26 protein-coding genes are annotated in these 24,107 nt (G+C 57.8%); 12 read left to right on the plus strand and 14 right to left on the minus strand.

Translation table 11 applies throughout. The features are described 5' to 3' along the window. Nucleotides 1-6: 6 nt before the first annotated feature. Complete coding sequence (locus C8K61_RS03750; RefSeq protein ID WP_108094822.1) at nucleotides 7-570, minus strand: NAD(P)H-dependent oxidoreductase; 564 nt, start codon at nucleotides 568-570, stop codon at nucleotides 7-9. 298 nt (nucleotides 571-868) lie between these two features. Here C8K61_RS03750 and C8K61_RS03755 point away from each other — a divergent pair, with 298 nt between their 5' ends. Next, nucleotides 869-1,429 (plus strand): MarR family winged helix-turn-helix transcriptional regulator, encoded by a 561-nt coding sequence (locus C8K61_RS03755; protein ID WP_108094823.1) that lies wholly within the window; start codon nucleotides 869-871, stop codon nucleotides 1,427-1,429. A gap of 79 nt (nucleotides 1,430-1,508) precedes the next feature. On the opposite strand, the gene C8K61_RS03760 is transcribed toward C8K61_RS03755, so the two are convergent. The 9 genes from C8K61_RS03760 to C8K61_RS03800 form a co-directional block, all read right to left on the minus strand. Beyond that, nucleotides 1,509-2,159, minus strand: a complete 651-nt coding sequence (locus tag C8K61_RS03760) for an alpha-ketoglutarate-dependent dioxygenase AlkB (protein ID WP_108094824.1) — start codon at nucleotides 2,157-2,159, stop codon at nucleotides 1,509-1,511. 15 nt (nucleotides 2,160-2,174) lie between these two features. Further along, a complete protein-coding gene (locus C8K61_RS03765) occupies nucleotides 2,175-2,885 on the minus strand; it encodes a dienelactone hydrolase family protein (RefSeq protein WP_108094825.1) in 711 nt (236 codons plus the stop codon). Nucleotides 2,886-2,945: 60 nt separating this feature from the next. Next, the gene (locus C8K61_RS03770; RefSeq protein ID WP_108094826.1) at nucleotides 2,946-3,497 is read right to left on the minus strand and encodes a cytochrome b; all 552 of its coding nucleotides are present in this window, start codon (nucleotides 3,495-3,497) and stop codon (nucleotides 2,946-2,948) included. A 119-nt stretch (nucleotides 3,498-3,616) separates the two neighbouring features. After that, nucleotides 3,617-4,195: an S-(hydroxymethyl)glutathione synthase gene (gene gfa, locus C8K61_RS03775; protein WP_108094827.1), complete on the minus strand. Its 579-nt coding sequence runs from the start codon at nucleotides 4,193-4,195 to the stop codon at nucleotides 3,617-3,619. 65 nt (nucleotides 4,196-4,260) lie between these two features. Next, nucleotides 4,261-5,370 (minus strand): S-(hydroxymethyl)glutathione dehydrogenase/class III alcohol dehydrogenase, encoded by a 1,110-nt coding sequence (locus C8K61_RS03780; RefSeq protein ID WP_108094828.1) that lies wholly within the window; start codon nucleotides 5,368-5,370, stop codon nucleotides 4,261-4,263. 45 nt (nucleotides 5,371-5,415) lie between these two features. Then, a complete protein-coding gene (gene frmR, locus C8K61_RS03785; RefSeq protein ID WP_108094829.1) occupies nucleotides 5,416-5,691 on the minus strand; it encodes a formaldehyde-responsive transcriptional repressor FrmR in 276 nt (91 codons plus the stop codon). Between the two features lie 258 nt (nucleotides 5,692-5,949). Beyond that, the gene (gene catA / locus C8K61_RS03790; protein WP_108094830.1) at nucleotides 5,950-6,885 is read right to left on the minus strand and encodes a catechol 1,2-dioxygenase; all 936 of its coding nucleotides are present in this window, start codon (nucleotides 6,883-6,885) and stop codon (nucleotides 5,950-5,952) included. A 47-nt stretch (nucleotides 6,886-6,932) separates the two neighbouring features. After that, nucleotides 6,933-7,223, minus strand: a complete 291-nt coding sequence (gene catC, locus C8K61_RS03795; RefSeq protein WP_108094831.1) for a muconolactone Delta-isomerase — start codon at nucleotides 7,221-7,223, stop codon at nucleotides 6,933-6,935. A gap of 25 nt (nucleotides 7,224-7,248) precedes the next feature. After that, nucleotides 7,249-8,370: a muconate cycloisomerase family protein gene (locus tag C8K61_RS03800; protein WP_108094832.1), complete on the minus strand. Its 1,122-nt coding sequence runs from the start codon at nucleotides 8,368-8,370 to the stop codon at nucleotides 7,249-7,251. Nucleotides 8,371-8,518: 148 nt separating this feature from the next. On the opposite strand from C8K61_RS03800, the gene C8K61_RS03805 reads away from it, so the two are divergent. From C8K61_RS03805 to C8K61_RS03840, 8 genes are all read left to right on the plus strand, one after another. Next, a complete protein-coding gene (locus tag C8K61_RS03805) occupies nucleotides 8,519-9,391 on the plus strand; it encodes a LysR family transcriptional regulator (RefSeq protein ID WP_108094833.1) in 873 nt (290 codons plus the stop codon). 257 nt (nucleotides 9,392-9,648) lie between these two features. Beyond that, nucleotides 9,649-10,572 carry a LysR family transcriptional regulator gene (locus C8K61_RS03810; protein WP_108094834.1) on the plus strand — a complete coding sequence of 308 codons (924 nt, stop codon included), beginning with the start codon at nucleotides 9,649-9,651 and terminating at the stop codon, nucleotides 10,570-10,572. Between the two features lie 209 nt (nucleotides 10,573-10,781). After that, a complete protein-coding gene (gene salA / locus C8K61_RS03815; protein ID WP_108094835.1) occupies nucleotides 10,782-12,053 on the plus strand; it encodes a salicylate 1-monooxygenase in 1,272 nt (423 codons plus the stop codon). Between the two features lie 91 nt (nucleotides 12,054-12,144). Continuing rightward, on the plus strand, nucleotides 12,145-13,080 hold the full coding sequence (catA, locus tag C8K61_RS03820) for a catechol 1,2-dioxygenase (protein ID WP_108094836.1): 936 nt from the start codon (nucleotides 12,145-12,147) through the stop codon (nucleotides 13,078-13,080). A gap of 49 nt (nucleotides 13,081-13,129) precedes the next feature. Further along, nucleotides 13,130-14,272, plus strand: coding sequence for an NAD(P)-dependent alcohol dehydrogenase (locus tag C8K61_RS03825; RefSeq protein ID WP_108094837.1), 1,143 nt, complete (start codon nucleotides 13,130-13,132; stop codon nucleotides 14,270-14,272). A 28-nt stretch (nucleotides 14,273-14,300) separates the two neighbouring features. Continuing rightward, nucleotides 14,301-15,752, plus strand: a complete 1,452-nt coding sequence (locus C8K61_RS03830) for an aldehyde dehydrogenase (protein ID WP_108094838.1) — start codon at nucleotides 14,301-14,303, stop codon at nucleotides 15,750-15,752. A 114-nt stretch (nucleotides 15,753-15,866) separates the two neighbouring features. After that, nucleotides 15,867-16,787, plus strand: coding sequence for a transporter (locus C8K61_RS03835; protein WP_256589355.1), 921 nt, complete (start codon nucleotides 15,867-15,869; stop codon nucleotides 16,785-16,787). A gap of 183 nt (nucleotides 16,788-16,970) precedes the next feature. Then, the gene (locus tag C8K61_RS03840) at nucleotides 16,971-17,168 is read left to right on the plus strand and encodes a 4-oxalocrotonate tautomerase family protein (RefSeq protein ID WP_108094840.1); all 198 of its coding nucleotides are present in this window, start codon (nucleotides 16,971-16,973) and stop codon (nucleotides 17,166-17,168) included. Between the two features lie 30 nt (nucleotides 17,169-17,198). On the opposite strand, the gene C8K61_RS03845 is transcribed toward C8K61_RS03840, so the two are convergent. Beyond that, nucleotides 17,199-18,143, minus strand: coding sequence for a LysR family transcriptional regulator (locus C8K61_RS03845; protein ID WP_108094841.1), 945 nt, complete (start codon nucleotides 18,141-18,143; stop codon nucleotides 17,199-17,201). 54 nt (nucleotides 18,144-18,197) lie between these two features. Here C8K61_RS03845 and C8K61_RS03850 point away from each other — a divergent pair, with 54 nt between their 5' ends. Then, entirely contained in the window at nucleotides 18,198-18,878 is a 681-nt protein-coding gene (locus tag C8K61_RS03850) for an NADPH-dependent F420 reductase (RefSeq protein WP_256589362.1), read from the plus strand. 82 nt (nucleotides 18,879-18,960) lie between these two features. After that, nucleotides 18,961-19,365: a DoxX family protein gene (locus C8K61_RS03855; RefSeq protein WP_108094843.1), complete on the plus strand. Its 405-nt coding sequence runs from the start codon at nucleotides 18,961-18,963 to the stop codon at nucleotides 19,363-19,365. Nucleotides 19,366-19,372: 7 nt separating this feature from the next. On the opposite strand, the gene C8K61_RS03860 is transcribed toward C8K61_RS03855, so the two are convergent. Further along, the gene (locus C8K61_RS03860; RefSeq protein WP_108094844.1) at nucleotides 19,373-20,275 is read right to left on the minus strand and encodes a LysR family transcriptional regulator; all 903 of its coding nucleotides are present in this window, start codon (nucleotides 20,273-20,275) and stop codon (nucleotides 19,373-19,375) included. A 108-nt stretch (nucleotides 20,276-20,383) separates the two neighbouring features. On the opposite strand from C8K61_RS03860, the gene C8K61_RS03865 reads away from it, so the two are divergent. Beyond that, a complete protein-coding gene (locus tag C8K61_RS03865) occupies nucleotides 20,384-21,385 on the plus strand; it encodes an alpha/beta fold hydrolase (RefSeq protein ID WP_108094845.1) in 1,002 nt (333 codons plus the stop codon). Nucleotides 21,386-21,543: 158 nt separating this feature from the next. Here C8K61_RS03865 and C8K61_RS03870 read toward each other — a convergent pair whose 3' ends face one another. Further along, nucleotides 21,544-22,416, minus strand: a complete 873-nt coding sequence (locus C8K61_RS03870) for a universal stress protein (protein WP_108094846.1) — start codon at nucleotides 22,414-22,416, stop codon at nucleotides 21,544-21,546. A gap of 38 nt (nucleotides 22,417-22,454) precedes the next feature. Next, entirely contained in the window at nucleotides 22,455-24,098 is a 1,644-nt protein-coding gene (locus C8K61_RS03875; RefSeq protein WP_108094847.1) for a hypothetical protein, read from the minus strand. Nucleotides 24,099-24,107: the final 9 nt, after the last annotated feature.

The raw sequence follows: 24,107 nt of genomic DNA on the forward strand, positions 1-24,107 counted from the left end.
CCTCTCCTAAACCACCATTTTGGATACTGCGGTTAAATTGCAGGCTGTTCTTAGTTCATACACTGCCCGGTCTATTCTCGAGATGAGCGCTTCATCTGCCGGCTCACCATTCAAAAAGTCTGCTTCACAGGCATAAACAGCCGTCGGGGTAGTTGCTGCGCTAAAGAACCCAAACAACGGACGTAACGAGTGCTCCACAACCAATGCATGCTTCGACCCTCCCCCATTAGCCGCAAGGCAGACGGGTTTATGGATCAGACACTCCGGGTTAAGTAGGTCAAAGAAGTGTTTGAAGTGTCCGGAATAGGCACCTTTATATACAGGGGTTCCTACAATGAGCGCGTCTGCCTGGCAAACCTGATCGAATATGCTTTTTGCTTTAGCGCTGAGTTCGTCAAGTGACGTAGCCATACCGAACTCAATGCCGATGTCCACAAAGTCGTATAGCAGCACTTGCACACTGTTCGATTCAGCAAGGCGCATAGCGATGGCATTGACTAGTGATCTTGTTCTTGAGGGGCGACGTGTGTTCGCGGACAGAGCGACGACCCTTAATGGTTGTGTGTTCATTTCTTCGCTGCTCCGGGATGGAAATTCGCCAGATGCAGACTGCCGAAACACTCAATTATTGTCAAGGCCTTTACAAAGAGCTGAAAATTGATACATTGGTCCAGGCTGGACAAGTCTTACCTATAAGTTTTTCGGCCCTCGCAGGCGCATTCCAGAGGGCGTGAAGCTTTCGGGAAGCTTGCACGTGGGTACCCAGAACAGGATAATCTGGCGTAGAGGCGCTTTTTAAGATGCTCAATCCAACGACATCACTGCGCGACCTTAATCACTGCCACATTTATTTGCGGGAAACAGAGAAGTGAACTCGATCAAGGACGCTAAGCATGAGTTATTGCAACTCATGGATGATAATAACGTTGCAGGGTTTGTAGATGTTGCAGTTAGAGAAGGTTCTAAACGACTGCCGCATATGAACTCGAAAGCACATCGTATGATATTGATGCTGTTGCGAGTGGGCGATCTTATTACATATGATCATATGGTAAAGATATTGCGACCTCTCGGGCTGACAGGCGCGGGCCACTATCTTATGTGGGTTATATGGTTGACTGGTCCAATTGAAGGGATTATGGCCGCGCGTCTCATGGGGGCCAGTCGGGCTAGTGTTTCGGGTATCGCAATCACCTTGGAAAAAGACGGACTTATTTCCAAAGTAGCCTCGCCTTCGGATGGTCGTGTGACGTTATTGACGTTAACCGAAGAAGGTAAATCAAAGATTGAGCAAGCCATGACGCAAATCAGTGATTCTGCTGGACTTGTACTTGAAGGGCTTACCGAAGAAGAATCTACCGTACTGCTCACTTTGCTAGAGAAATTTTCTGCCGCGACCGTGTCCAACTCGAAACTTCGCGGTCTTTAAAGCTCTAGTCTCTAATTGAATTTCTCTTTCAAGCATTTAGAGAGCTAATCAACCGCCTCTCAATGTGATCGCATGATATTTAACTTCCGAGTGCGGTGGCAGAACTTGAGACGGAACTTACGTCTGGGAATTGGCGAAACGTCAGACTCACACGTGGCCCAACCTCCAGCGATGTTCTTTGTAGTGCGTGTAGCCAGTACTTCTGGGTTTCTCCGCGCATCACAATGAGTTGACCATGATGTAGTGCTAAATCCCGCCGTTCACCTGACGCCTTGTGCTTGAACGCAAACTTGCGGGTGGCGCCGAAGCTCAATGACGCAATCACGTCATGCAGCCCCTGCGCCTCAGGGTCACTGTGCCAGCCCATGCCTTGCGAGCCATTCTGGTAAAGGTTGAGCACGCAGGAGTTGAATCGCGTTGCAGTGGCTCGCTGGACCACGTTTCTCAGTTCGCTCAGTACGGTTTTATCCCACGGTAGTGACTGCCGCTGGACACCTGAGTGTGTGTAACTAAGCGGTGAGTCGGCATGCCAGGCCACCTGGCGCGCACTCTGAATCAGTTCGCCATTGACCATGGCGGTGTCCGGCGCCCAGGCGATTTCCCGTTTCAAGCGCGCAAAAAAACTATCTGCCTCGCTGGCCGTCAAGACGACGCCGTAGTTATGCACGGCGCCGTCTATGGGAAGCAGATTCAGGTCCTCTGGCTGGGCCAGAAAAAGGTCTGTCTGCATGGCGTCAGGTGCGCATCACTTGGCCCAAAGCACGCGACCGAGGAACGTCAGCGTACGGTCCCAGGCCAGCTGCGACCAGACTGGATCAAATTGGGTGCCTTCAATTCTCCCCTGCCCCACAGCCGTTTCGTTGGCAAATGCATGGTGCGCCAGGTACTGGTGAAACTCGGTTTTTACACCGGCGCCGTTCAGCTTGGTTTCCAACTCATCGACGGTGGCGATCGGGAAGAAGGCATCCTGGGTAGCCCAGTGGGCCAGCACTTCACCTTTAATCGCGGATGCGTCGATATAGTCCAGCGGCGGGAAGCCGTACCACACCACGCCGGCTTTCAGTTCCGGGCATTGGGTGAGGCTGAGCAGTGTCAACGCGCCGCCCATGCAGAAGCCGGTAACAGCGATGTTGGCAGTTTTTTTCAAAAGGAAATTCACCGCCCCTTTGATGTCTTGTGAAGCCGCGTCGCCAAAGTCGAGCCCTTCCATCAAGTGGTGCGCTTCCTCTTGCTCGACGGTAGATTGCCCACGGTACAGATCCGGCACCAATGCCAGATAGCCGCACTCGGCCAGGCGGTCAGCCACCCCGCGAATTTGATCGTTCAAGCCCCACCATTCCTGGATGACCACAACGGCTGGGGCGTTTTCGCTCTGCGCTGGCGTGGCCAGGTAGCCTTGCAGCGCACCACCGTCGGGCCGGTTGAAGGTGACCATGGTTCCATTGATCGGTGTCATGTCTGTGCTTCCTCAGGTTGGATTGCGTGTATTGAAGGGTTTGAACAGGCTGCGCCTCGCTTAGCCGCGGCGCTTGGGTAACATGCCGAGCAAGATGTCGTCTTTATCGATGAAGTGGTGCTTGAGTGCGATCAATACATGGCCGCCCACCAATGCGCCGCAGAACCAGGCTGTCCAGGTGTGGATGGTTTTGGCCAGGTCATAGAGCTCCTTATTGGGCTCAACCAGAGGCGGCAAGGTGAAAAGCGTGGCCACCAGAATCGGTTTGTCCGCAACCGAGCTCCAATACCAACCTGACAAGGGCAGCGCGACCAGTGCGATGCCGTAAAGCAGCAGGTGCCCCACTTTTGCACCGCGTTGCATAAGCGGGCTCATGGTGCTGGGCATAGCTGGCACCGGGTGCATCAGGCGCCAGGCAATTCGCACAACAATAAGAAATACCAACGTGCTGGCGAGCGCCTTGTGCGCGAAAGTCAGGCCGTGTTGTGGGTTCAGCTCGTCACGCCAATGGGTGGCAAGAATGCCGATCACCCAACTGGTGAGCCAGATCAGCGCCATTCCCCAGTGCAGTAGCTTTGCAATGCCGGTATAGCCGACGTCGTTTCCTTTCATACCGTTACTTCCTGGTCAATCCGGTTACGTAACAAGCCTTCGTATGGGCCCGTTCTGCACATAAAGGTAAGCCCGCCACCCGTGATGCAAACGGATGGCGGGCTTTTTTCTTGCTCGTGTTAGCTCGCGGCGCTTACGCCATTCAGCTTGGCCACTTGGGTCGCCAACGCGTCCATCAGGTCTGGGGACAAGCAGTCATAGGGTTGCAGATTCAGCGAACGCAGTTGCCCACGAATAGCCTTCATTTCAGCCGGTGGTGTACCGGTTTCGATGATGGACGACACAAAGGCCGCGAAGGCCGGCGCCGACCAGCCTTTTTGCGCTGACAGCTCGGTGTGCACGAAATCCAGGCCATAGAACGCATGGTCTTTATTCTCGATACGGCCGAACAGATGGGCGCCGCAGTCCTTGCAGGCGTGGCGCTGGATCACGGCTTTCTCATCGATAATGGCGAGCTTGGCGGCGTTGGCGGTAACGCTCACCTTGTCACGCGGCACCACAGCAATGACGGCGAATTTGGCACCTTTGGGTTTCCAGCATTTGCTGCAACCACAGGCATGGTTGTGCAACGTTTGCGCGTCGATTTTGACTTCGACCTTATCGGCCGAACACAGGCATTGCAGCGTGCCGCCTGCAAAGTTTTCAGCGCCTTGTTCGAAGCCGTTATCCAGTGTTGGATGAAGTTTTACGTTGCTCACAGTGAGTCTCCGTTACAGGGCTATAAAACCGCCGAATAGCCGGAGCATAAGGCCCCGGCTGCCGATCAGTATTTGATGACGGTGCGGATTGACTTGCCTTCGTGCATCAGGTCGAACGCTTCGTTGATGCGTTCCAGCGGCATGGTGTGAGTCACGAACGGAGCCAGATCAATCTCGCCGCTCATGGCGTCTTCCACCATTTTCGGCAGTTGAGTACGGCCCTTCACGCCACCGAATGCCGAGCCCTTCCAGGTGCGGCCGGTGACCAATTGGAAAGGACGGGTGGAGATTTCCTGACCGGCGCCGGCCACGCCGATTACGATGGATTGACCCCAACCACGATGGGCGCATTCCAGAGCCGAGCGCATCACATTGACGTTGCCGATGCATTCGAACGAGTGATCCACGCCCCAGCCGGTGGCCTCGATGATCACCTGCTGGATGGGCTGCTCGTGGTCTTTGGGGTTGATGCAATCGGTAGCGCCAAACGAGCGCGCCAGGTCGAACTTGGACGGGTTGGTGTCAACCGCAATAATTCGCCCGGCTTTGGCCTGACGTGCACCCTGGATGACGGCCAGGCCAATACCACCCAAACCGAAAACGGCAACGGTGTCGCCTTCCTGAACCTTGGCAGTGTTGTGCACGGCACCGATGCCGGTGGTTACGCCGCAACCGAGCAGGCAGACGTGCTCCGGGTTGGCGTCCGGATTGATCTTGGCCACCGACACTTCCGCCACCACGGTGTATTCGCTGAATGTAGAGCAGCCCATGTAGTGATACAGCGGCTGGCCGTTGTAGGAGAAACGGCTGGTGCCATCGGGCATCACGCCTTTGCCCTGGGTGGCGCGTACTGCCACGCACAGGTTGGTTTTGCCCGACTTGCAGAACAGGCACTCGCCGCACTCGGCGGTGTACAGCGGAATAACGTGGTCGCCCGGCTTCAGGCTGGTAACGCCCTCGCCCACTTCTACAACGATGCCAGCACCTTCATGGCCCAGTACTACCGGGAAAAGGCCCTCTGGGTCGTCACCAGACAGAGTGAAGGCGTCTGTGTGGCAAACACCGGTGTCGGTGATGCGGATCAGCACTTCGCCGGCGCGCGGTGGCGCCACGTCGATCTCAACAATTTGCAGCGGTTTGCCAGCCTCGAAAGCCACAGCAGCACGAGATTTCATAAGCATTCTCCAAATGAATAAAAGGTTCGCGGCGCTTCCCAGCGCCTAACGTAGATAAGTGCGGACTAAGGACACGACGTCATCTATGGACGCGCGTTGCGCTTCGCTAACGTCGCCAAGACCGGTGAATTCTTCACGGAGATGGCTCTCCAGCACACCGGCCATCAAGCCGTTTACGGCGCCGCGAATGGCGGCAATCTGCTGAAGCACTGGCGCGCAATCAGCCCCTTGTTCAAGTGCCGCCTCTAGCGCATCCAACTGCCCTCTTACGCGGCGCACACGGCCAAGTACGCGTTTTTTCTCAGCAGGTGAATGCGGCATGGTTTGACCCTCGAAAAGTACTGGGGGGGAGTTTATTCCTGAGGGCGCGCTGTGATTAGGGCGCGAATCGGCGGCACAGTTGGGTCGTTTTGTTTGTAATCGCGAGTCGATATACAACGACGTGCGTGCCACATACGACGTAAAAAACTCGAGGCTGAAGCCTCTCCCACAGGACCGGTAATCGACTGTGGGAGAGGCTTCAGCCTCGACTCCTGGAAAACACAGCTGGGTTACGCGGCTTGCTTGCTGCGCGCGCTGTTAGTCCTGAAGCGCCCTTGGACGAAGGCTACGTTGCTCGTCAGTGGTGTCATCGGCCTTCTGCAGTTGGAAGTTAAACGACAGTTCGGCAAAGCGCCCTGCTACGCCGCGTTCGGCAGCCCGCGCCGCGTCTTCGACAAAGGTCACCTCGCCAATCAAACCGTCACGGGTGGCATAGGCGAAGTCATCCCACAGGTATTTGTCGCCGGACAAATTGATCTGTGTAGTCAGATGGCGGTAGCCCGGAGCGGAGATGAAGTAGTGAATATGCGCCGGACGCTGGCCGTGGCGGCCGAGCAAATTCAGGCACTCCTGCGTTGGCCCTTGCGGGTCGCAGCCATAACCGGACGGTACGATGCTGCGTGCACGGTAACGCCCCTCAGCGTCGGTAATAATCCGCCGGCGCAGGTTGTAGTCAGACTGGCTTTTGTCGAAGTAGGAGTAGTTGCCCTTCGAATCGGCCTGCCACAGATCGACAGTGGCGCCGGCAATAGGTTTGCCCTCCAGATCCAGCACTTGGCCTTCGACAAAGAACGGCGTGGCAACGCCGTCTTCGCTGCCATCGTCCATCCGCGCCTCACCTTCAGACAGTGGCGCTCCAGCCACATAAAGGGGGCCTTCGATGGTGCGCGGTGTGCCGCCGACCAAGCCAACCTCAGCATCTTTGGCATCGTTAAGCATATCGAGGAAGTGTTCGACGCCCAGCCCGGCGATCAATAACGCCGCCTCGCTGCGACTGCCAAGACGGTTGAGGTAATCGATGGTGCTCCAGAACTCGTCGTCGGTGACTTCCAGGTCTTCGATAAGTTTGGCGGTGTCCTGCAGAACGCGCAGCAGAATGCGTTTTACCCGCGGGCTACCTTGGTCGTTGTCGTAGCCTGCGGCTTGTTCGAAAAAGAGCTGAATAGCGGGCTGGTGGGAAATGCGTACGGTCATGGTTGGGTCCTTATCTTGTTTTTATGGGGCGCAAAGTCAGTCAGGTTTCAACGGTCGTCGGCATGAATCGATGAGGGGTGACGGCAAAGGCCGTTAATCTCGATGTCCATGTAGGGAAACAACGGCAGTTGCATCAGCGTGTCGTGCAGTGCTTCAACGCTGGCCACGTCAAACACGCTGTAGTTGGCGTAATGCCCGGCAATGCGCCACAGGTGGCGCCACTTGCCCTCTTGCTGCAGACGCTGGGCGAGCTCTTTTTCGTCAGCCTTCAGCCGGGCAGCCACTTGCGGGTCCAAGTCGGCGGGCAGTTTTACGGTCATCTTTACGTGGAAAAGCATGGTGTTCTCTCCTGATCAACTCGGTTCACGGACGGCGAAAACGCGCTAGGCGCTCTTCATCCAGGGCCAAGCCAAGGCCCGGCGTGTTGGGTACGTGCAGTTCGAAATCGCGGTATTCAGGCGCTTGCTGCACGATTTCTTCAGTGAGCAGCAAGGGCCCGAACAACTCGGTGTGCCAGACCAACTGGTTAAGGGTGAGAAAGGCGTGAGCCGAGGCCATCGTGCCGATGGTGCCTTCCAACATGGTGCCGCCGTACAGCGCGATGCCCGCTGCCTCGGCAATTTGCGCGGTGCGTAGCACGGCGCGCGGGCCGCCGTTTTTGGCGATCTTCAGAGCAAAGATGCTGGCCGCGCCGTCGGCGGCCAGACTGAAGGCGTCTTCCACACTTTCAATGGATTCGTCAGCCATGATCGGCGCCGGGCTGCGCTGGTTAAGGCGGATCTGCCCGCCGCGATTGATCCGCGAAATCGGTTGTTCAATCAGGTCGATGCCATTCTCGCCAAGCACCTGACAGCCGCGGATAGCCTGGGATTCGCTCCAGTACTGGTTGACATCTACGCGTACGCTGGCTTGCGCACCCAAGGCCTTTTTGATCGCCACGACATGGCTAAGGTCTTGCTCCAGCGGGTTGGCGCCGATCTTCACTTTGAAGATGCGGTGACGTCGCTGCTCCAGCATTTGCACGGCTTCGTCAATGTCCTTGCCGGTATCGCCGCTGGCCAGAGTCCAGGCCACTTCCAACGAGTCGCGCACGCGTCCGCCGAGTAGCTCGCTGACTGCCAGCCCAAGGCGTTTGCCCTGTGCGTCCAGCAGTGCGGTTTCAACCGCCGAGCGCGCAAAGGTGTTGCCCTTGATGGCTTTGTCCAGACGCTGCATCGCTGCGTTGATGTTGTTCGCATCCTGGCCAATCAGCAGCGGCGCGAAGTGGTGATCCAGGTTGCTTTTGATGCTCTCCGGGCTTTCGTTGCCATAGGCAAGACCACCGATGGTGGTGGCCTCCCCCAGGCCCTCGATGTCGTCACTGCAACGCAGGCGAAGGATCACCAGCGTCTGCTTGCGCATGGTGTGCATGGCCAGTTTGTGCGGGCGAATGGTCGGCAGGTCGACGATGATCGACTCCAGGCTCACGATCCGGGCTGAATTCATTTTGGCTTCCGTTTACGCAGTAAAAACACGGCACAAGCACAGCGGTGCTTGATACCTCTAAAATCTTGTTTCAGGCTGATAAGAATCCCGCTAGCGTATTCACGGGGTCCAATATCGTTTTTATCTCGCACCATACTCAGGAGGTATCATGGAGCTTCGGCATGTCCGTTATTTTCAGGCGGTGGCAGAAACCCTGAACTTCACTCGCGCAGCGGAGCGCCTGAACATCGCCCAGCCGCCGCTGAGCCGACAGATTCAGCAGTTGGAGGAGTTTCTCGGCACTGAATTGCTTGAGCGCAGCCGCCCGCTTCAACTGACCGAGGCGGGGCGTTATTTCTACGAGCAGAGCGGCATGCTGTTGCGCCAGCTACAGCAGGTCAGCGAAAACACACGCCGTATAGGCGAAGGCCAACGGCAATGGCTGGGGATCGGCTTTGCGCCATCCACGCTCTACGCGGCATTGCCGGAGCTGATCCGCCAGCTGCGCAGCGATGCAGACCTGGAGCTGGGACTGCACGAGATGACCACCCTGCAGCAGATCGAAGCGCTGAAAAACGGCCGCATCGATATCGGCTTCGGCCGCATCCATTTCGACGATCCGGCCATTCACCAGCAGGTATTGAGTGAAGATCGATTGGTGGCGGTAGTGCCCGTAGGGCATCCGTTATTGAAAGAGCCTGTGACGCTTGAACGGCTGTCTCGCGAGCCCTTCGTGTTGTACCCCGCCAACCCCAGGCCCAGTTATGCCGATCATGTGCTGGCGTTGTTCGCCAACCACGGCATGGGTATTCAGGTGTCGCAATGGGCCAATGAATTGCAGACGGCGATAGGTCTGGTGGCGGCGGGTTTAGGCGTAACACTGGTGCCGGCCTGTGTTCAGCAACAGCACCGTGCCGATATCGCTTATGCGGCGATCGAGGAACCCGAGGCGGTCTCACCGATCATCCTCAGCCGGCGTACGGGCGATATCAGCCCAATCGTGGAGCGCTGTCTGACGCTGGTTTCGGCGATCAAACAATGAAGCTGGCGTCGCCTAAGAAGAGTTTTGTTCTACCTATCAGCGATTTTTAGCTCGTTTATCACCGTCCGACGCACCTCTATGCTGGTTTCTACTGATTCACGCCGGCCCAACACCGTAACTGCCTGGTAATCCGCTGTGCTGTTAACCGTTCGCAGCCTCTGGCGGTATCGTCCGAGACCTGCTCCCTCAGCGGCTGACAGCAACGTGCACATAAAAAATGCCAGGCCCCGACAACATAAATGGCAGCAGGCTAAACAATGCAACTGCGCGATTTGGATCTGAATCTTTTACTGGTTTTTAACCAACTGCTGATCGACCGCCGTGTATCGACGGCTGCCGACAATCTTGGCCTTACTCAACCCGCCACCAGCAATGCGCTGAAACGTCTGCGCAAAGCCTTGAATGACGAATTGTTCGTGCGTACCCATCAAGGTATGGAGCCGACGCCGTATGCCCTGCAGCTAGCCGACTCGGTCGCCCTGGCCATTGAGACGTTGCGCGAAGCCTTCAAACACGAAGAGCAGTTCGAGCCACTCTCAGCCAAACGCACCTTTACCCTGGCCATGACCGATATCGGCGAGATGTATTTCATGCCGAAGTTGATGAATGCCCTCGCCCGCCTCGCGCCCCATTGCCTGGTGAGTACGGTGCGTAGCAGCACGGAGACGTTGGCGGAAAAGCTACAGAGCGGCGCAGTGGACGTAGCGGTCGGCCTGCTGCCCAACCTGCAAGCGGGTTTTTTTCAACGCCGTCTGTTTCACCACCACTATGTGTGCCTGTGCCGGCGTAATCACCCTGCGACCAAGCGGCCTTTCACCCTAGAGGCTTTTTCAAGCTACGAACATGTCCGTGTCGTTGCTGCCAATACCGGGCACGGCGAAGCCGACGCGTTTATTCAACGCTCCGGCGCCCAGCGCAATATCCGCCTGGAAGTACCGCATTTCGTGGCCGTGGGTCATATCCTGCAGCAGACCAACCTGATCGCCACCGTCCCCGAACGTTTTGCCTCTAGCTGCGCAAAACCCTTCGACCTGGTGCAACTGCCACCGCCTATGCCGCTGCCTGAAATAGCCATCAATCTGTTCTGGCACGCCAAGTTCAACAAAGACCCGGCCAATCGCTGGATACGGCAATTGATGTTCGACCTGTTCTCAGAATCGAGCGCTCAAACACCTCAGTAAAGGTACCGAATCACTCCGCTGCAACGGGCAACCGACATCGCTCGATAGCTCGTTGTAGACAGCCTGCGCAATCAGAAACCACCTCCCTTGTGCCCCTACCAATATTCACAACCGACATAGTCAACATGGGCTTTGCGGTATTTACGCGGCCTGCGAACGGGCCAGATATTGCCGGCACTTTAAAAAAATAAAACCATGAGTACCTTGCTATGCACCTGTCTTCTTCTGCTTTGCGAATTGGCATTGTCGGTGGCGGTATCGCCGGCGTTGCACTGGCTCTAGACCTTTGCCGGCATGCCCACCTCAAGGTTCAGCTCTTCGAAGCTGCCCCGGCGTTCGGTGAAGTAGGTGCCGGTGTTTCTTTCGGCGCCAATGCGGTTCAAGCCATCAGCGGCTTGGGTATCGGCGAGCCGTATCAGCGGGTAGCCGACCGCACGCCCGAGCCTTGGCAAGATATCTGGTTCGAGTGGCGCAAAGGTGAGGACGCCAGCTACCTTGGCGCCAGCGTCGCCCAAGGCGTTGGCCAATCTTCGGTACACCGTGCCGACTTCCTCGACGTGCTGGCCAACCAGTTGCCCGAAGGCATTGCCCAGTTCGGCAAACGGGCCGTTCGCGTCGAACAGAGCGGCGACCAGGCCGAGGTGTTCTTCGCCGACGGCAGCCATTATCAATGCGACATTCTGATTGCCGCTGACGGTATCAAATCCTCCATTCGCGACCACGTGCTACAGGGCCTCGGCCAGCCACTGGCAGCGCCTCGTTTCAGCGGCACCCTCGCTTACCGCGGCATGATCGACAGCCAGCAATTGCGCGCCGCCTATCGTGAGCGCGGCCTGGATGAACACCTGGTCAACGTGCCACAGATGTACCTGGGCCTCGACGCCCACATCCTTACCTTCCCGGTCAAACAGGGGCGCCTGATCAACGTGGTTGCCTTCGTTTCCGATCGCAGTCACGGCACACCGGTCTGGCCGAGCGATGCACCCTGGGTGCGCAATACCTCGCAGGCAGAAATGCTCGACGCGTTTGCCGACTGGGGCGACGCCGCGCGTGTGCTGCTGGAGTCCATCCCCAACCCAACCCTGTGGGCGCTACACGACCTCGAAGAACTTCCCGGCTACGTGCATGGCCACGTAGCGCTGATTGGCGATGCCGCCCACGCCATGTTGCCGCACCAGGGCGCTGGCGCCGGCCAAGGTCTTGAAGACGCCTGGTTGCTCGCACGCCTGCTCAGTGACCGACAAGTGCTTAGCGCTTCGCCTGCCGCCGTGCTCAACGCCTATGACGCTATCCGCCGCCCCCGTGCCTGCCGCGTGCAACGCACCTCCTGGGAAGCCGGGGAACTCTACGAACTGCGTGACCCCATGGTCGCTGACAACGAACCGCTGCTGGGTCAAACCCTGGCTTCGCGCTTCGACTGGCTGTGGAACCACGACATGCACGCCGACCTCAAGACTGCCCGCTCGCAACTGGGCTGGTAACTGCCCTGCCCGTTTTATTCGCACTGCTACAGCAGGGCTGCCGTGTCCCTGCCTTTTAACCACTACAGACAAAAACAAAAGGTGCTTTGCCATGACCATTCGTATCAGCCAACAACCTGAAATCCAGCGGTTCTTTCGCGAGGCCGCTGGCCTGGAAAATACCGGTGGCTCCGACCGCAGCAAAGCCATCATGCTGCGCATCCTGCAGGAAACTGCGCGCATCATCGAAGACCTTCAGATCACCGACGATGAGTTCTGGGCCGGCGTCAGCTACCTGAATCGCCTGGGCGCCAGTAACGAAGCCGGCCTGTTGGTCGCCGGTCTTGGCATCGAGCATTTCATTGATCTACTGGCGGATGCCCGTGACGAGGCGGCCGGTATTTCTGGTGGCACACCACGTACCATCGAAGGTCCGCTGTACGTGGCTGGCGCCCCGCTCTCCCAGGGCGAAGCGCGGATGGATGACGGCAGTGAAGATGGCGTAGCCACGGTGATGTTTCTCGATGGCCGCGTGGTCGATCTGCACGGCAAGCCCATTGCAGGCGCCATCGTCGACCTCTGGCAAGCCGACACCAAGGGCAACTACTCCTACTTCGACAAGAGCCAATCGGATTACAACCTGCGCCGGCGCATTGTCACCGATGCAGATGGCCGCTACCGCGCACGCAGCATCGTGCCGTCCGGCTACGGCTGTGATCCGGCCGGTCCGACCCAGGCGTGCCTGAACCAACTCGGACGCCATGGTCAGCGCCCATCGCACGTGCACTTCTTTATCTCCGCTCCAGGTTTCGAACACCTGACCACGCAGATCAACCTCTCCAACGACGACCACCTGTGGGACGACTTCGCCTACGCCACCCGCGACGGTCTGATCGGCGAAGTGCGCTTTGTCGAGGACAGCGCCCAGAGCGCCAAACGCAATGTCGACGGCCGTTTTGCTGAGATGACGTTCGACTTCCAACTGCGCCCCGCGCACAGCGAGCAAGCCACTCAGCGCAGCCAGCGCCCTCGCGCGCTGCAGGCATAACGCCGCCCCCCCTTTCAACGTTCAAGAGTCCATTACCTGAGGAACAACAATGTCCCAGCCCAATGCTCAACCGCTGCAGATCAAAGTCGCTGTTCTCCGTGAAGCCGGCGCCGCACTGCAGATTGAAAACGCCACCTTAGGCGCTCCTGCCCCCAACGAAGTTCGTGTGCGCGTCGTGGCCACCGGTGTGTGCCACACCGATATGGTGGTGCGTGATCAACTGTTCCCCACGCCGCTACCGATCATCCTCGGCCACGAGGGCTCCGGCGTAATCGAGGCCGTCGGTTCGGCGGTGACCACAGTCGCACCGGGCGACCACGTAGTGATGACCTACATGTCGTGCGGACTGTGCCTGCCCTGCGAAACTGGGCATCCGGCCCACTGTTCCCACATGCATCCGCTGAATTTCGGCGGCGGTCGAATTGACGGCAGTACATCGAGTTGCAGCTGTGGCGACGAACATCCGATTCATGATCACTTTTTCGGGCAGTCGTCGTTTTCCACCTACGCCATGGCCAACGAACGCAATGTGGTGAAGGTATCGAAAGACGCTCCGCTGGAGTTGCTCGGCCCATTGGGTTGCGGCATTCAGACGGGTGCTGGCTCGGTGCTGAACGCCCTCAAGGTTGAGGCCGGCTCGAGCTTCGTCGCCTTTGGTGCCGGCGCAGTGGGCCTGGCCGCAGTGATGGCTGCGCGGGTCGCAGGCGCTACCACCATTATCGCCGTGGACGTCACGCCTAGCCGTTTGGAGCTAGCGCTCAAACTCGGCGCCACTCACGTCATTAACAGCCGCGAAGAAGATCCGGTGCAGCGCGTTCTCGCTATTACGGGTGGAGGTGCCAACTACAGCCTCGAATGCTCCGGGCGTGCCGAAGTGCTGCGTCAGGCGATCGACTCCATCACCATCCTTGGCACCTGCGGCATCGTCGGCGCAACCAAGATGGGCACCGAAGTGTCGTTCAACATCAACGACGTGATGATTCCGGGCAAACGCATCATGGGCATCGTCCAGGGCGACGTCGTGGCCAACGCGTTTATTCCCAAGCTCGTCGACCTCTACCTGCAGGGTCGCTTCCCCTTCGACAAGCTCTGCCATTTCTATCAGTTCGACGAAATCAATCAGGCCATGGCCGATAGCGAAAGCGGCATCACGATCAAGCCGATCCTGCGTATGCCTGCGACTCAAGCCTGAGCACCCGTTTCCACACGAGGAACCTTTGATGACCGTTCAAATCACCATCGACAATCGCAAGCGTGATGCTTCCGATGGCAAAACCTTTCACCGCATTGACCCCGTCAGCGGCAAGGCCGTTAGCGTGGGCGCGGCGTGCACCGTAGAAGATGCGCTGCAAGCCGCTGAGTCGTCGGCACAGGCGTTTCGCACCTGGTCGTTGACCGGCCCGACCGAGCGCCGGCGTATTCTGCTGGCCGCCGCTGACGTGCTCGAGTCAAAAATGGCGGAGTTCTGCAGCGTAATGGCCGAAGAAATCGGCGCTTCGCAGCTGTGGGCGCAATTCAACGTCGGCGCCTCCGCTGGTCTGCTGCGTGAGGCAGCGGCCATGACCACGCAGATCAAGGGTGAAACCATCCCGACTGACAAGCCGGGCGCGCTCTCGATGACCTTGCGCCAACCGGTCGGTACCGTGCTCAGTATCGTGCCGTGGAACGGCCCAGTGATTCTTGGCGCCCGTGCGATTGCCTACCCATTGGCCTGCGGCAATACCGTGATTTTCAAAGGCTCGGAAAACAGCCCGCGTACCCACGCCCTGTTGGCCGAAGCCTTCTATGAAGCCGGTCTGCCGCCTGGTGTGTTGAACTTCCTGATCAGCGCGCCGGCCGATGCCGCGGCCGTGACCGAAGCGCTGGTAGCCCATGACAGCGTGCGCCGGGTCAACTTTACCGGCTCCACCAAGGTCGGGCGGATGATCGCGCAGACCTGTGCCAGCCACCTCAAACGTTGCCTGCTGGAACTTGGCGGCAAGGCACCCTTTATCGTGCTGGACGATGCCGATATCGACGGCGCTGTGAATGCGGCTGTATTCGGCGCGTTTCTCTATCAGGGGCAGATCTGCATGTCGACCGAGCGCTTTGTGGTCGATGAGCGTGTGGCGGATGACTTTGTAGCCCGATTCGCCAAGCGTGTGGCGGCGTTGGAAACCAACCTACCGAGCGAATCGCCCGCCTGCGTGATCGGCCCAATGATCGGGCAAGGCTCGGTGCAGCGGATTAACCAACTGCTCGACGATGCCATGGGTAAAGGCGCCAAGGTTGTGGCTGGCGGGTTGGCCGAGAGCGCACTGATGGCGCCCACTCTTGTCGATCGCGTGACGCGCAGCATGGCTATTTACGACGAAGAAACCTTTGGCCCGGTGACCACCATCGTGCGCGTGAAAGGTGCCGAAGAAGCGCTGGCGGTGGCCAATGACACGGCCTATGGCCTGTCGTCGTCGATCTTCAGCGCAGACGTCACCAAGGCGCTGCAACTGGCTGCGCGCCTGGACGCTGGCTGCGTGCATATCAATGGCGCGACCGTGCAAAACGAGCCTCAGGCGCCCTACGGCGGCATGAAGAAAAGTGGCTACGGCCGCTTTGACGGCAGTGCTGTGATCGAGGAGTTCACCGAGGTCAAGTGGGTCACGGTAGAGCCTTCCAACCAGCCTTACCCGTTCTAAAGCAGCGAGCCCGTTCGGAGTTTTGCCGACCGGGCTCACACCTGCGTGCTCCCGTGCGCCGGTTAAGCGCCGGCGATTTACAACGTCACCAACTACAACAACAACGTGGTGTCTATGAACATTCGTCCTTCTGTAATGCGTGCTCCGTACTCCCCCCTGTTTCGCCTGCTCGCAGGCTCCGTTGCCGTTCTCGTGCTGCCTGTAGCCCAGGCCACCGAAGGCGGCGGCTCTTCGTACCCGATGGGTGCGGAAAACTACATGACCGGCGCCATGCCACCGCCCGGCTTCTATGCCCAGGTGTTCGCCGAGCGTTACAGCGCTGACAACCTGCGTGACAACAGCGGCCACGATGCCGTCGCGCACTTCGACCTGGACGCTGCCGTGGTCGCGCCACGGTTGATTTGGGTAACCGAGCAAAAGGTGTTGGACGGCGACTTGGCCTTTCACCTCAATGTGCCCTTGGTGGATTTGAAGGTTGAAGTAAACGACCAGCATCAACGCCGCAAAGGCATGGGCGACATCATTTTTGGCCCAGCCCTTGGCTACCACTACAGCGACAAACTGCACGCTATTTACGCCGTGGACATTTTCGCCCCCACCGGGCGCTATGACCGCGACGACCTGGCCAATATCGGCCGCAATTACTGGGCGGTGCAGCCGATTGTGGCGCTGTCCTATGTCGACCCGGACGGCCTTAACCTGGACGTGAAGCTGATGTACGACTTCAACGCCCGCAACCCGGATACCGACTACCGCTCAGGTCAGGAAGCCCATGCCGACTACTCAGCGGGCTGGGGATTTGGTAACGGCTGGGTCGTTGGGGTTGGCGGCTATATCTACCGCCAGGTCACCGATGACAACCAGAACGGCGACACCGTGGACGACAACAAAGGCCGCGCCTTCGCCATCGGCCCGTCGATCAAGTACAGCGACAACAGCGGCTGGTTTGTCACTGCCAAGTGGCAGCAAGAGCAAGCCGTACGCAATCGTGCTGAAGGGGACGCGTACTGGCTGAAGCTGACCGTTCCGCTGTAAAGATGCCCGGGGGCAGGGTTCGGCGACGGCCCCTACCCCATTCGGTGATTGACGACAAATTAGCTACATACCGGCGATTTTCAGCGTGTTTATCGCCTTCTGGATCTCTCCTATTCTTTCGTCACTGCCCAGCCGCATCACGCGGCAGAGCACGCGCTACCCACTTGAATAGAGGATTACTCCATGCCTGTTGTACGAGTCAGTTGGTTCGAAGGGAAAGACCACGCTGCGAAAGAAGCCGTCGCTGCTGAAATCACCCAAAGCATCGTGAAGAACACCGGTACCGACGCCAGCTACATCTACGTCATTTTCGAAGATGTAGCCCCATCGGATTGGGCCGGTGCCGGCAAGCTGTACGGCGAAGACCCGAAGAAGACCTAAGCGGTAATCGCCAGTGGGCTGTCGGAAGCGTTATTTCTTCTTGGCAGCCCGGGCTTTGCTCTTTGGTGTCGGATAGCCCGACTCCCAGTCGACCTGTTCAAACTGCTCGACCAGAAAATTGATAAACGCCCGTACCTTCGATGCCAGGTGTTTACGGGTTGGATACACCGCGTATATCCCCAGCTCAACCGAGCGATACGCCGGTAGCAACTCCACCAAATCCCCCCGCCGAATATCTTCGCTGACCATAAAACTTGGCTGCAGCAAAATGCCGCCTGCGCTCAGCGCAATGGAGCGGCAGGTGTCGCCGTTATTGCAGCGGATAACCGAGCGTGTGAGCACCTTATGCTCGCCATCCGGGCCGGTGAAGCTCCACTCGTTGCCGCTGGAAAAGTTGCTGTAGGCAATTACCCGGTGCTCAGTCAGGTCCTGCGGCACGGTCACTGGCGCGTGGGTGTTGATATAGCTCGGCGAGGCACACAGGCGCATCTGCGTGCTGGCAAAGCGGCGCCCCACCAGTGAAGAACTTTCCATCCGCGCAATACGCACCGCGACGTCATAGCCCTCCTCCACCAAATCCACTTGCCGATCATTCAGACTGATATCCAGCTCGATCTTCGGGTGCTGATTCAAAAAGGCCGCCCACAGCGGTGCCAGGTGCAACACGCCAAAACTGACGGGGGCGTTCACTCGCAGCACACCGGAAGGTTCGTGATTGCCAGAGGAAACTGCGCTTTCCGCCTCCCCCATCAAGGCCAGTACTTCCCTAGCCTGTTGGTAGAAAACCCGTCCCTCTTCCGTCAACGACAAGCGCCGCGTGGTGCGCTGCAACAGGCGCACGCCCAAGCGTTCCTCCAGGGCGTTTACGTGCCTGGAAACAGCGGCTTTGGACATTTCCAGCGCATCGACTGCGCCGATAAAACTGCCCTTGTCGACCACTGCGCAAAACACCTGCATCTCCAACGCACGATCCATCATTGCCTCACTTATCGGAACTATAAGTCACATTAAAGCAGCTTTATCTCGTAAATCGAATCTTTAAACTGGGCCCCATCAAACACACACCACGAGGCACAAGACATGAACATTACCCTTATCGGTACCGGCAACATGGGCTCGGCTTTCGCTCAACAGTTGTCCCAGGCAGGCCACCAAGTACGTATCACCGGCCGTGATCTGGAAAAGGCGCGCACCGTCGCCGCCCAGCATCAGAATGTCGAAGCATTCGCCGCTGACCAGGCCCTGGGCCAGAACGAAGTCGTGATCGTCGCCACCGCTTACCAGGACGCGGTAACCGCTCTGCAGAGCCTGGGCAACCTGGAAGGCAAAGTGGTGATCGATATCACCAACCCGCTGACCGCTGACTACATGGGCCTCACCATCGGCCACAGCACCAGTGCTGCGGAGGAAATCGCCAAGGCATTGCCAGGCGTAGAGCTGGTGAAAGGCTTCAACACCCTGTTCGCCCAGGTACTGGCCAGCGGCCCGACCTTCGCCAACGACCAACAAGGCAGCGTGTTCCTGGCCAGCGATAGCGCACGGGCCAAACAAACCGCCGTATCGCTCGCCCAAAGTCTGGGCTGGAAAACCGTAGATGCCGGCGGCCTTGTGAACGCGCGTTATCTGGAAGCGGTGGCTGGTTTCAACATCTACCTCGGCTACGGCGCCGGCCTGGGCACGCAAATCGCGCCGGCCTGGCTGTCGCGTTAATCCCCCTTCAACACCAGCCGGTGCCATGGCCAATAAGCTGTGGCGCTGGCCCCTACTCCCCACAAAAATAGGAAAGCTAGCCATGACCACCCCTTCTCGTTCCGTACCTTACGCTGCACTGATCCTGCGTTTGATCCTCGGCGTCATGTTTCTCGCCCACGGCCTGACCAAGCTGCTGGTGTTCACCCCGGCAGGCACTGCTGGCTTTTTTGAGTCCATCGGCTTTCCAGGCTTTCTTGCCTACCCGGTAATTGCTTTCGAAGTGGTTGGCGGCCTGTTTCTGATCCTGGGCGTGTTTGCCCGCTGGGTAGCCGCGATTGCCACCGTGCAATTGTTTGTTGCCGCCACCGTGCACTTCGGTAATGGCTGGAGCTTCACCAACCCGAATGGCGGCTGGGAATATCCAGTGTTTCTGTCGCTGACCGCACTGGCCTTGGCTTTGCTGGATGACGGCGCGTTTGCTCTGAAGCGTTCGTTGCGCAACTAAGCGCTCGCTAGTTGGCCGTTGCCGGGTTTTCACCAAACTCGGCAAGGGCAAAATCCAGAAAGCTTTTCAGCTTCGGCGTCATCCGCCGGTCCGGCGCGTACAGCACATGAAAAGGTCGAGTGGGCACAGGATAGTCGTCCAATAGCGTCACCAACTCACCCGCCTGCAATGCCTCTCGGACCAGCTCCAGTGGTTGCAACAACAACCCCAGCCCAGCCAACGCGGCACACAACAGCGGTTCGCCGTGGTCGACCATCAACCGGCTGGTGACGGGCACCACAATGCGCCCGTCGGGGCCTGTAAAGGTCCACTGAGTACGCAGTTCAGTGTGAGCAAAGCCCAGGCAATCATGGTCTTTCAGATCCCAAGGTGTCTTCGGCGCCGGTTTGCCCTGCAGATAGGACGGAGCCGCACACAACACCAGTTTGTAAGGCGCCAGGGCCCGGGCAATCAGCCCACTGTCGGCCAACTGGCCAACCCGAAAGATAACGTCGTAGCCCTCATCAATCAGGTCCACCGAACGGTTGGACAAATTCAGCTCAACTTCCACTTCCGGAAATTGCTGCATAAACCTTGGCAATACCGGCGCCAGACTGTTCATGCCAAAGCTCACCGGCGCATTGATCCGCAAGCGCCCGCTGGGCAACGCCTGTTCATGGGCAGCAAGGTTTTCTGCCAATTCGACTTCGGTAACGATGTGCTTGGCCCGCTCATAAAACGAGCGACCAAAATCGGTGAGGCTTTGCCGCCGCGTCGTGCGGTTGAGCAGCCGCACACCCAAGCGTTGCTCCAGGGCATGCACATGTTTGCCCACCAACTGTGACGACATTTTCATCGTCTCGGCCGCGGCACTAAACGACCCCAGGTCCACCGCTTTTACAAAGGCCTGCAAACTGGTCAGACGGTCCATTAGAAACGCTCTGTTTGTAATATTGAGGCAGTTTGACGATTTATCCGCCTGGCTTTCAAGTCTTAAATAGCCTCCCTGCCCTATTGCCGAACAGACCTGAGAACACGCATGAAGACCAAGACGATCAAGACCTTGTTGCTGGCCGCCTCACTGTGCGCCGTCAGCCCTTTCACGTTCGCCGCTTCTGCACTCTCTGTGATCGGTCACGACTATGTGTTCCCTCATCAGCTCGAAGGGCTGCCGGGTAAACTCAGCGATTTTCCCGATCTGCAGATCAACTCATTCAAGACCAATGACGGCGTCACCCTTAAGTATTGGGAAGCAGGTAAAGGCCAGCCGATCGTGTTCATTCCAGGTTGGTCCGCCAATGGCGCCGAGTACGTCAACGTGATGTACCTGCTGGCGAAACACTACCGGGTGATCGTGCTCGACCCACGCAATCAAGGCCTGTCGGATAAGGTTGAGTACGGCAGTCGCATCGCTCGCTACGCCATGGACTTGAAACAGCTGAACGAGCACCTGGGCATCACGTCCGCCAACTACTGTGGCTGGTCCATGGGCGCATCCGTGCTGTGGAGCTACATCGATCTGTTTGGCAGCGAAGGCATACGCAAAGCGGTATTTGTCGATGAGCCTATTTCGATTGTCGCCCACGCCAATTGGTCCGAGCAGGAGCGGCTAGACGCTGGCGCTATGGTGCCCTCTCCAGACGTTCTGATCGCCGCGCTCAAAGCACCCGTTTCGGAAAACCCGGACCCACAAACCACCAACTTTGCCGAACGCGCGATGCTGCGAGACTCGCCGTACTTTGCCAACTCCGAGGGCTTCGCCGCAGCGGTGGTAAAAAACGATCCGGCCGCGATGGTGCGTGTGCTCTACGACCATGCGTCCAATGACTGGCGCGATGTGTTGCGACACAAAGCCACCATGCCGGTGGCCATCTTCTCAGGGGAGTACAGCGCCAACCTGCCCAGCCAACGTTGGGCGCATTCGGTCATTCCAGGCTCGGCGCTTTACGTCTATGGCAAGGCTGAGCAAGGGGATCATTTCTTGATGTTTAAGAATCCAGTCAAATTCACCAATGACTTAAGTAGTTTCCTTGGTAATTGATCAACACAATGAGTTGCCGCCGCCGGGAGATGGCGGAATATCGGTAGTGACAGTCTTTACGAAACAGCAGTGGGCCTGCTCGGATGCAGAATATTGCGGCTGTCATCAGGCAACATCGGCGCAACAAGTGCGTTGTTATGCTCAGCAGCTCTGAATACTTATTGGCCGACAAGGTGTTTCACTTTGTCAGGCATTTCTCGGAAAACATCTTCCGGCTTGATAACCAGTACATCGCACTCAAGCGTGTCCAAGACCTTCTCTGCCGTATTGCCAAATAGCGAGGCGGAAAGGCCTGTTCGACCCACACTGCCAATGACGGTCAAGCCGACCTTCAATTTGTTGGCCACGAACGGAATGATGACCTCAGCAGGTCCTTGCTCCAGGTGAACATGCTCATCACCAATCACAAACGCGTGCTGTAACTCCACGAGTCGGTTTTTGTAGCGGTGTTCGATGGTCTCTTTCAGCTGGAAGACTGGATCAGCAGAACCAAGCATTGGTGATGGATACGCGCACACCACGTGCAGGCCGCAATCCGCCAAAGCCGCGATATCACGGACGGCACTTAATATCCCGGTGTTCAGCGCACGGTGCTCACCATCGCTATTTCCGACGTCCACGGCGGCCAATATCGAACCGCCACGCCATGCGGTCCTAGTTTTGACCATTAATACCGGAACGGGGCAATTGCGCAGCAACTGCCAGTCATCAGGCGTAATGATCGCCCGCCGTAGGGCGCTTTCCGGGACATGCTGTTTGATGACCATCTGGCAATTGCGAGTCCGCTGGACGGCGATCACATCCTTATGCGGCTTATCCAAAGAAATCTGCTGCGAACTGACGATGTAGCCCTCGTTAAAGAGTTCGTCGCGACATTTTTTTAGATAGTCGCCTGCTTCTTCTTTGCCCGAGCAGATCAAAAGGTGGAGGTGCGACTTGGTGATGTTGGCAATGAGCTTGGCGTGCTGTATGGCCAAGCTGTGCGGCAACCGTGAATCCAGCACCACCAGAATGTCGTTAATTTCGTTCATGCTTTCATCTCCTAAATCGCACCCTTTCCTTGCACGGTTCACTCGGCGCTAGGCGCCTGCTCCGGTGGATTTTCGAACTCGCAGGTTTCTGCACCTTCGGCACGTCGTTTCCGCTCCGCGGTGTAGTCTCCGGCGATCTCGCTGGCAGGTTTTCCGGCTAACTCCAGGGTCGTGTCGGTCACAGCCATGAGTTGGTTTCGCATGCGGTCAAAGTCGACTGCTTGCTCGCCAAACGAAGGTGCCCATAGCGACCAGGGCCCCGAAATAATCGCAATAGTCGGGATCAGGTTGCCGTGGAAATAGCTGCCAATACCGCCAAACGAGCAAAAGGTCGGCGAGCGCATTGGGTTCGGATTGTCTTGGCCGCGAAGCACAGCAACCCTGTCCAAATTATGTTTTTTGATGGCTTTAACGCTGGCTGATTTAAGGGCTTCGCTTGGACCGGTGAACCAAGCCATTACCTCGCCTTTACCTGTCAGTTGCAACTCGCGTCCGGGGCCGTCAGTACGCTCAACCGGCACAATTTCTCGCGTGCCCAAGTGCTCAACAGCAAACGCGAAGACGGCTTCGCCCTTGTCGTAGTCGCGGTTGACCTCTGCCGCATATTTGGCTGTGCCTTCGCGCGAAATATGCAAATGCGCCGAGCCAAAAGCGAACTCCAACGTTCGCGGGCGACAGGCTAGTGGCAAGCGAGAAAAGTAGTCCGCAACTGCCATGAGGCCGGCATTGGCATTTTCCTGAACCCAAGTATTACCGTCGGTGTTCGCGTTAAAAATAATCTTCTCTTTGCTCAACCCAGGCAGCGTGGCGATCAAGTTGCGGGTACGGGCTGTATCACGGACGGCGTCAACGCCGATGCTGGCTTTTCCACGCTGTTCGGCCTGCGCTTTGAGCACCAAAGCTTCGTCTATACCAACGTACGCAGCAGGTACGGTGAAGTGTGTGCCACGGTGCGGATCGAAGTAGCCCGCCACCTGCGCGCGTGGCACGTCGAAAGCCACGATTACTCCGGCGGCACCCGCGATGCCGGCATCAGTCAGTACTTTTGCCAGCTTCGCATCAGACCACATGAAGGGACGGTTGTAGGAGGAAAAAGACTCGGACCACAGGTCATCCGTGAAGTAGCGCGATAGCGCTAGCAGGCCGGCATATGGCAGTCCTGTTTCGGGTACATCGATAATGACGACTTTGCCTTTGGCGGTGTCCTTGTTGATGTCGTTGGGGTCTTTGAAATAAACCAGTTCACCGGTCGAGCGCTGGCCATTGGTGGGCAGCGAATACGGTACGGCACCGGCAACTTTGATTTCCTCGGTGCCTCCATCAGCCCGGACCAGTGTCACGTGACCAGCTTTCTCCAGGCTTCGACCCACACCGTCGTCGGCAAGCGGGGTCGGCTGCCAGCGCTGGATCTCGATGTAATCTTCTTTGGTGGTGAAGCCAGGCAGCTTCGAAAACTCGCTGGCGATCCAGGAAATATTGTTTTCGTGGGCCGCACTGCCCGTGCTGCGCAAGCCAAAGCCGGCAACGGTTTTGGTCAGCTCGCGCAGCTGCTCAGCGGAGCTGAACTGTGCTGGGTCGACAGTTTGCGGGCAGGTGTCACCGGCTAATGCCAGTCCGTTGCAACTGCAAATAAGGGCAACGATGGCCACTGTTTTGAACAGGTCATGAGAGCGAATTTTCATTGTTATTTT

The organism is Pseudomonas sp. GV071 (assembly GCF_003050835.1).
GTDB lineage: Bacteria > Pseudomonadota > Gammaproteobacteria > Pseudomonadales > Pseudomonadaceae > Aquipseudomonas.

Coding starts and splice junctions, on each gene's coding strand:
- C8K61_RS03870 (WP_108094846.1), bottom strand. CDS start 22,416: ATGAACGAAATTAACGACATTCTGGTGGTGCTGGATTCACGGTTGCCG.
- C8K61_RS03760 (WP_108094824.1), bottom strand. CDS start 2,159: ATGCAGACAGACCTTTTTCTGGCCCAGCCAGAGGACCTGAATCTGCTT.
- C8K61_RS03805 (WP_108094833.1), top strand. CDS start 8,519: ATGGAGCTTCGGCATGTCCGTTATTTTCAGGCGGTGGCAGAAACCCTG.
- catA (WP_108094830.1), bottom strand. CDS start 6,885: ATGACCGTACGCATTTCCCACCAGCCCGCTATTCAGCTCTTTTTCGAA.
- frmR (WP_108094829.1), bottom strand. CDS start 5,691: ATGCCGCATTCACCTGCTGAGAAAAAACGCGTACTTGGCCGTGTGCGC.
- C8K61_RS03750 (WP_108094822.1), bottom strand. CDS start 570: ATGAACACACAACCATTAAGGGTCGTCGCTCTGTCCGCGAACACACGT.
- C8K61_RS03845 (WP_108094841.1), bottom strand. CDS start 18,143: ATGGATCGTGCGTTGGAGATGCAGGTGTTTTGCGCAGTGGTCGACAAG.
- C8K61_RS03835 (WP_256589355.1), top strand. CDS start 15,867: ATGAACATTCGTCCTTCTGTAATGCGTGCTCCGTACTCCCCCCTGTTT.
- C8K61_RS03780 (WP_108094828.1), bottom strand. CDS start 5,370: ATGAAATCTCGTGCTGCTGTGGCTTTCGAGGCTGGCAAACCGCTGCAA.
- C8K61_RS03765 (WP_108094825.1), bottom strand. CDS start 2,885: ATGACACCGATCAATGGAACCATGGTCACCTTCAACCGGCCCGACGGT.
- C8K61_RS03855 (WP_108094843.1), top strand. CDS start 18,961: ATGACCACCCCTTCTCGTTCCGTACCTTACGCTGCACTGATCCTGCGT.
- C8K61_RS03875 (WP_108094847.1), bottom strand. CDS start 24,098: ATGAAAATTCGCTCTCATGACCTGTTCAAAACAGTGGCCATCGTTGCC.
- C8K61_RS03825 (WP_108094837.1), top strand. CDS start 13,130: ATGTCCCAGCCCAATGCTCAACCGCTGCAGATCAAAGTCGCTGTTCTC.
- C8K61_RS03810 (WP_108094834.1), top strand. CDS start 9,649: ATGCAACTGCGCGATTTGGATCTGAATCTTTTACTGGTTTTTAACCAA.
- C8K61_RS03860 (WP_108094844.1), bottom strand. CDS start 20,275: ATGGACCGTCTGACCAGTTTGCAGGCCTTTGTAAAAGCGGTGGACCTG.
- C8K61_RS03800 (WP_108094832.1), bottom strand. CDS start 8,370: ATGAATTCAGCCCGGATCGTGAGCCTGGAGTCGATCATCGTCGACCTG.
- C8K61_RS03840 (WP_108094840.1), top strand. CDS start 16,971: ATGCCTGTTGTACGAGTCAGTTGGTTCGAAGGGAAAGACCACGCTGCG.
- C8K61_RS03830 (WP_108094838.1), top strand. CDS start 14,301: ATGACCGTTCAAATCACCATCGACAATCGCAAGCGTGATGCTTCCGAT.
- C8K61_RS03770 (WP_108094826.1), bottom strand. CDS start 3,497: ATGAAAGGAAACGACGTCGGCTATACCGGCATTGCAAAGCTACTGCAC.
- catA (WP_108094836.1), top strand. CDS start 12,145: ATGACCATTCGTATCAGCCAACAACCTGAAATCCAGCGGTTCTTTCGC.
- C8K61_RS03865 (WP_108094845.1), top strand. CDS start 20,384: ATGAAGACCAAGACGATCAAGACCTTGTTGCTGGCCGCCTCACTGTGC.
- catC (WP_108094831.1), bottom strand. CDS start 7,223: ATGCTTTTCCACGTAAAGATGACCGTAAAACTGCCCGCCGACTTGGAC.
- salA (WP_108094835.1), top strand. CDS start 10,782: ATGCACCTGTCTTCTTCTGCTTTGCGAATTGGCATTGTCGGTGGCGGT.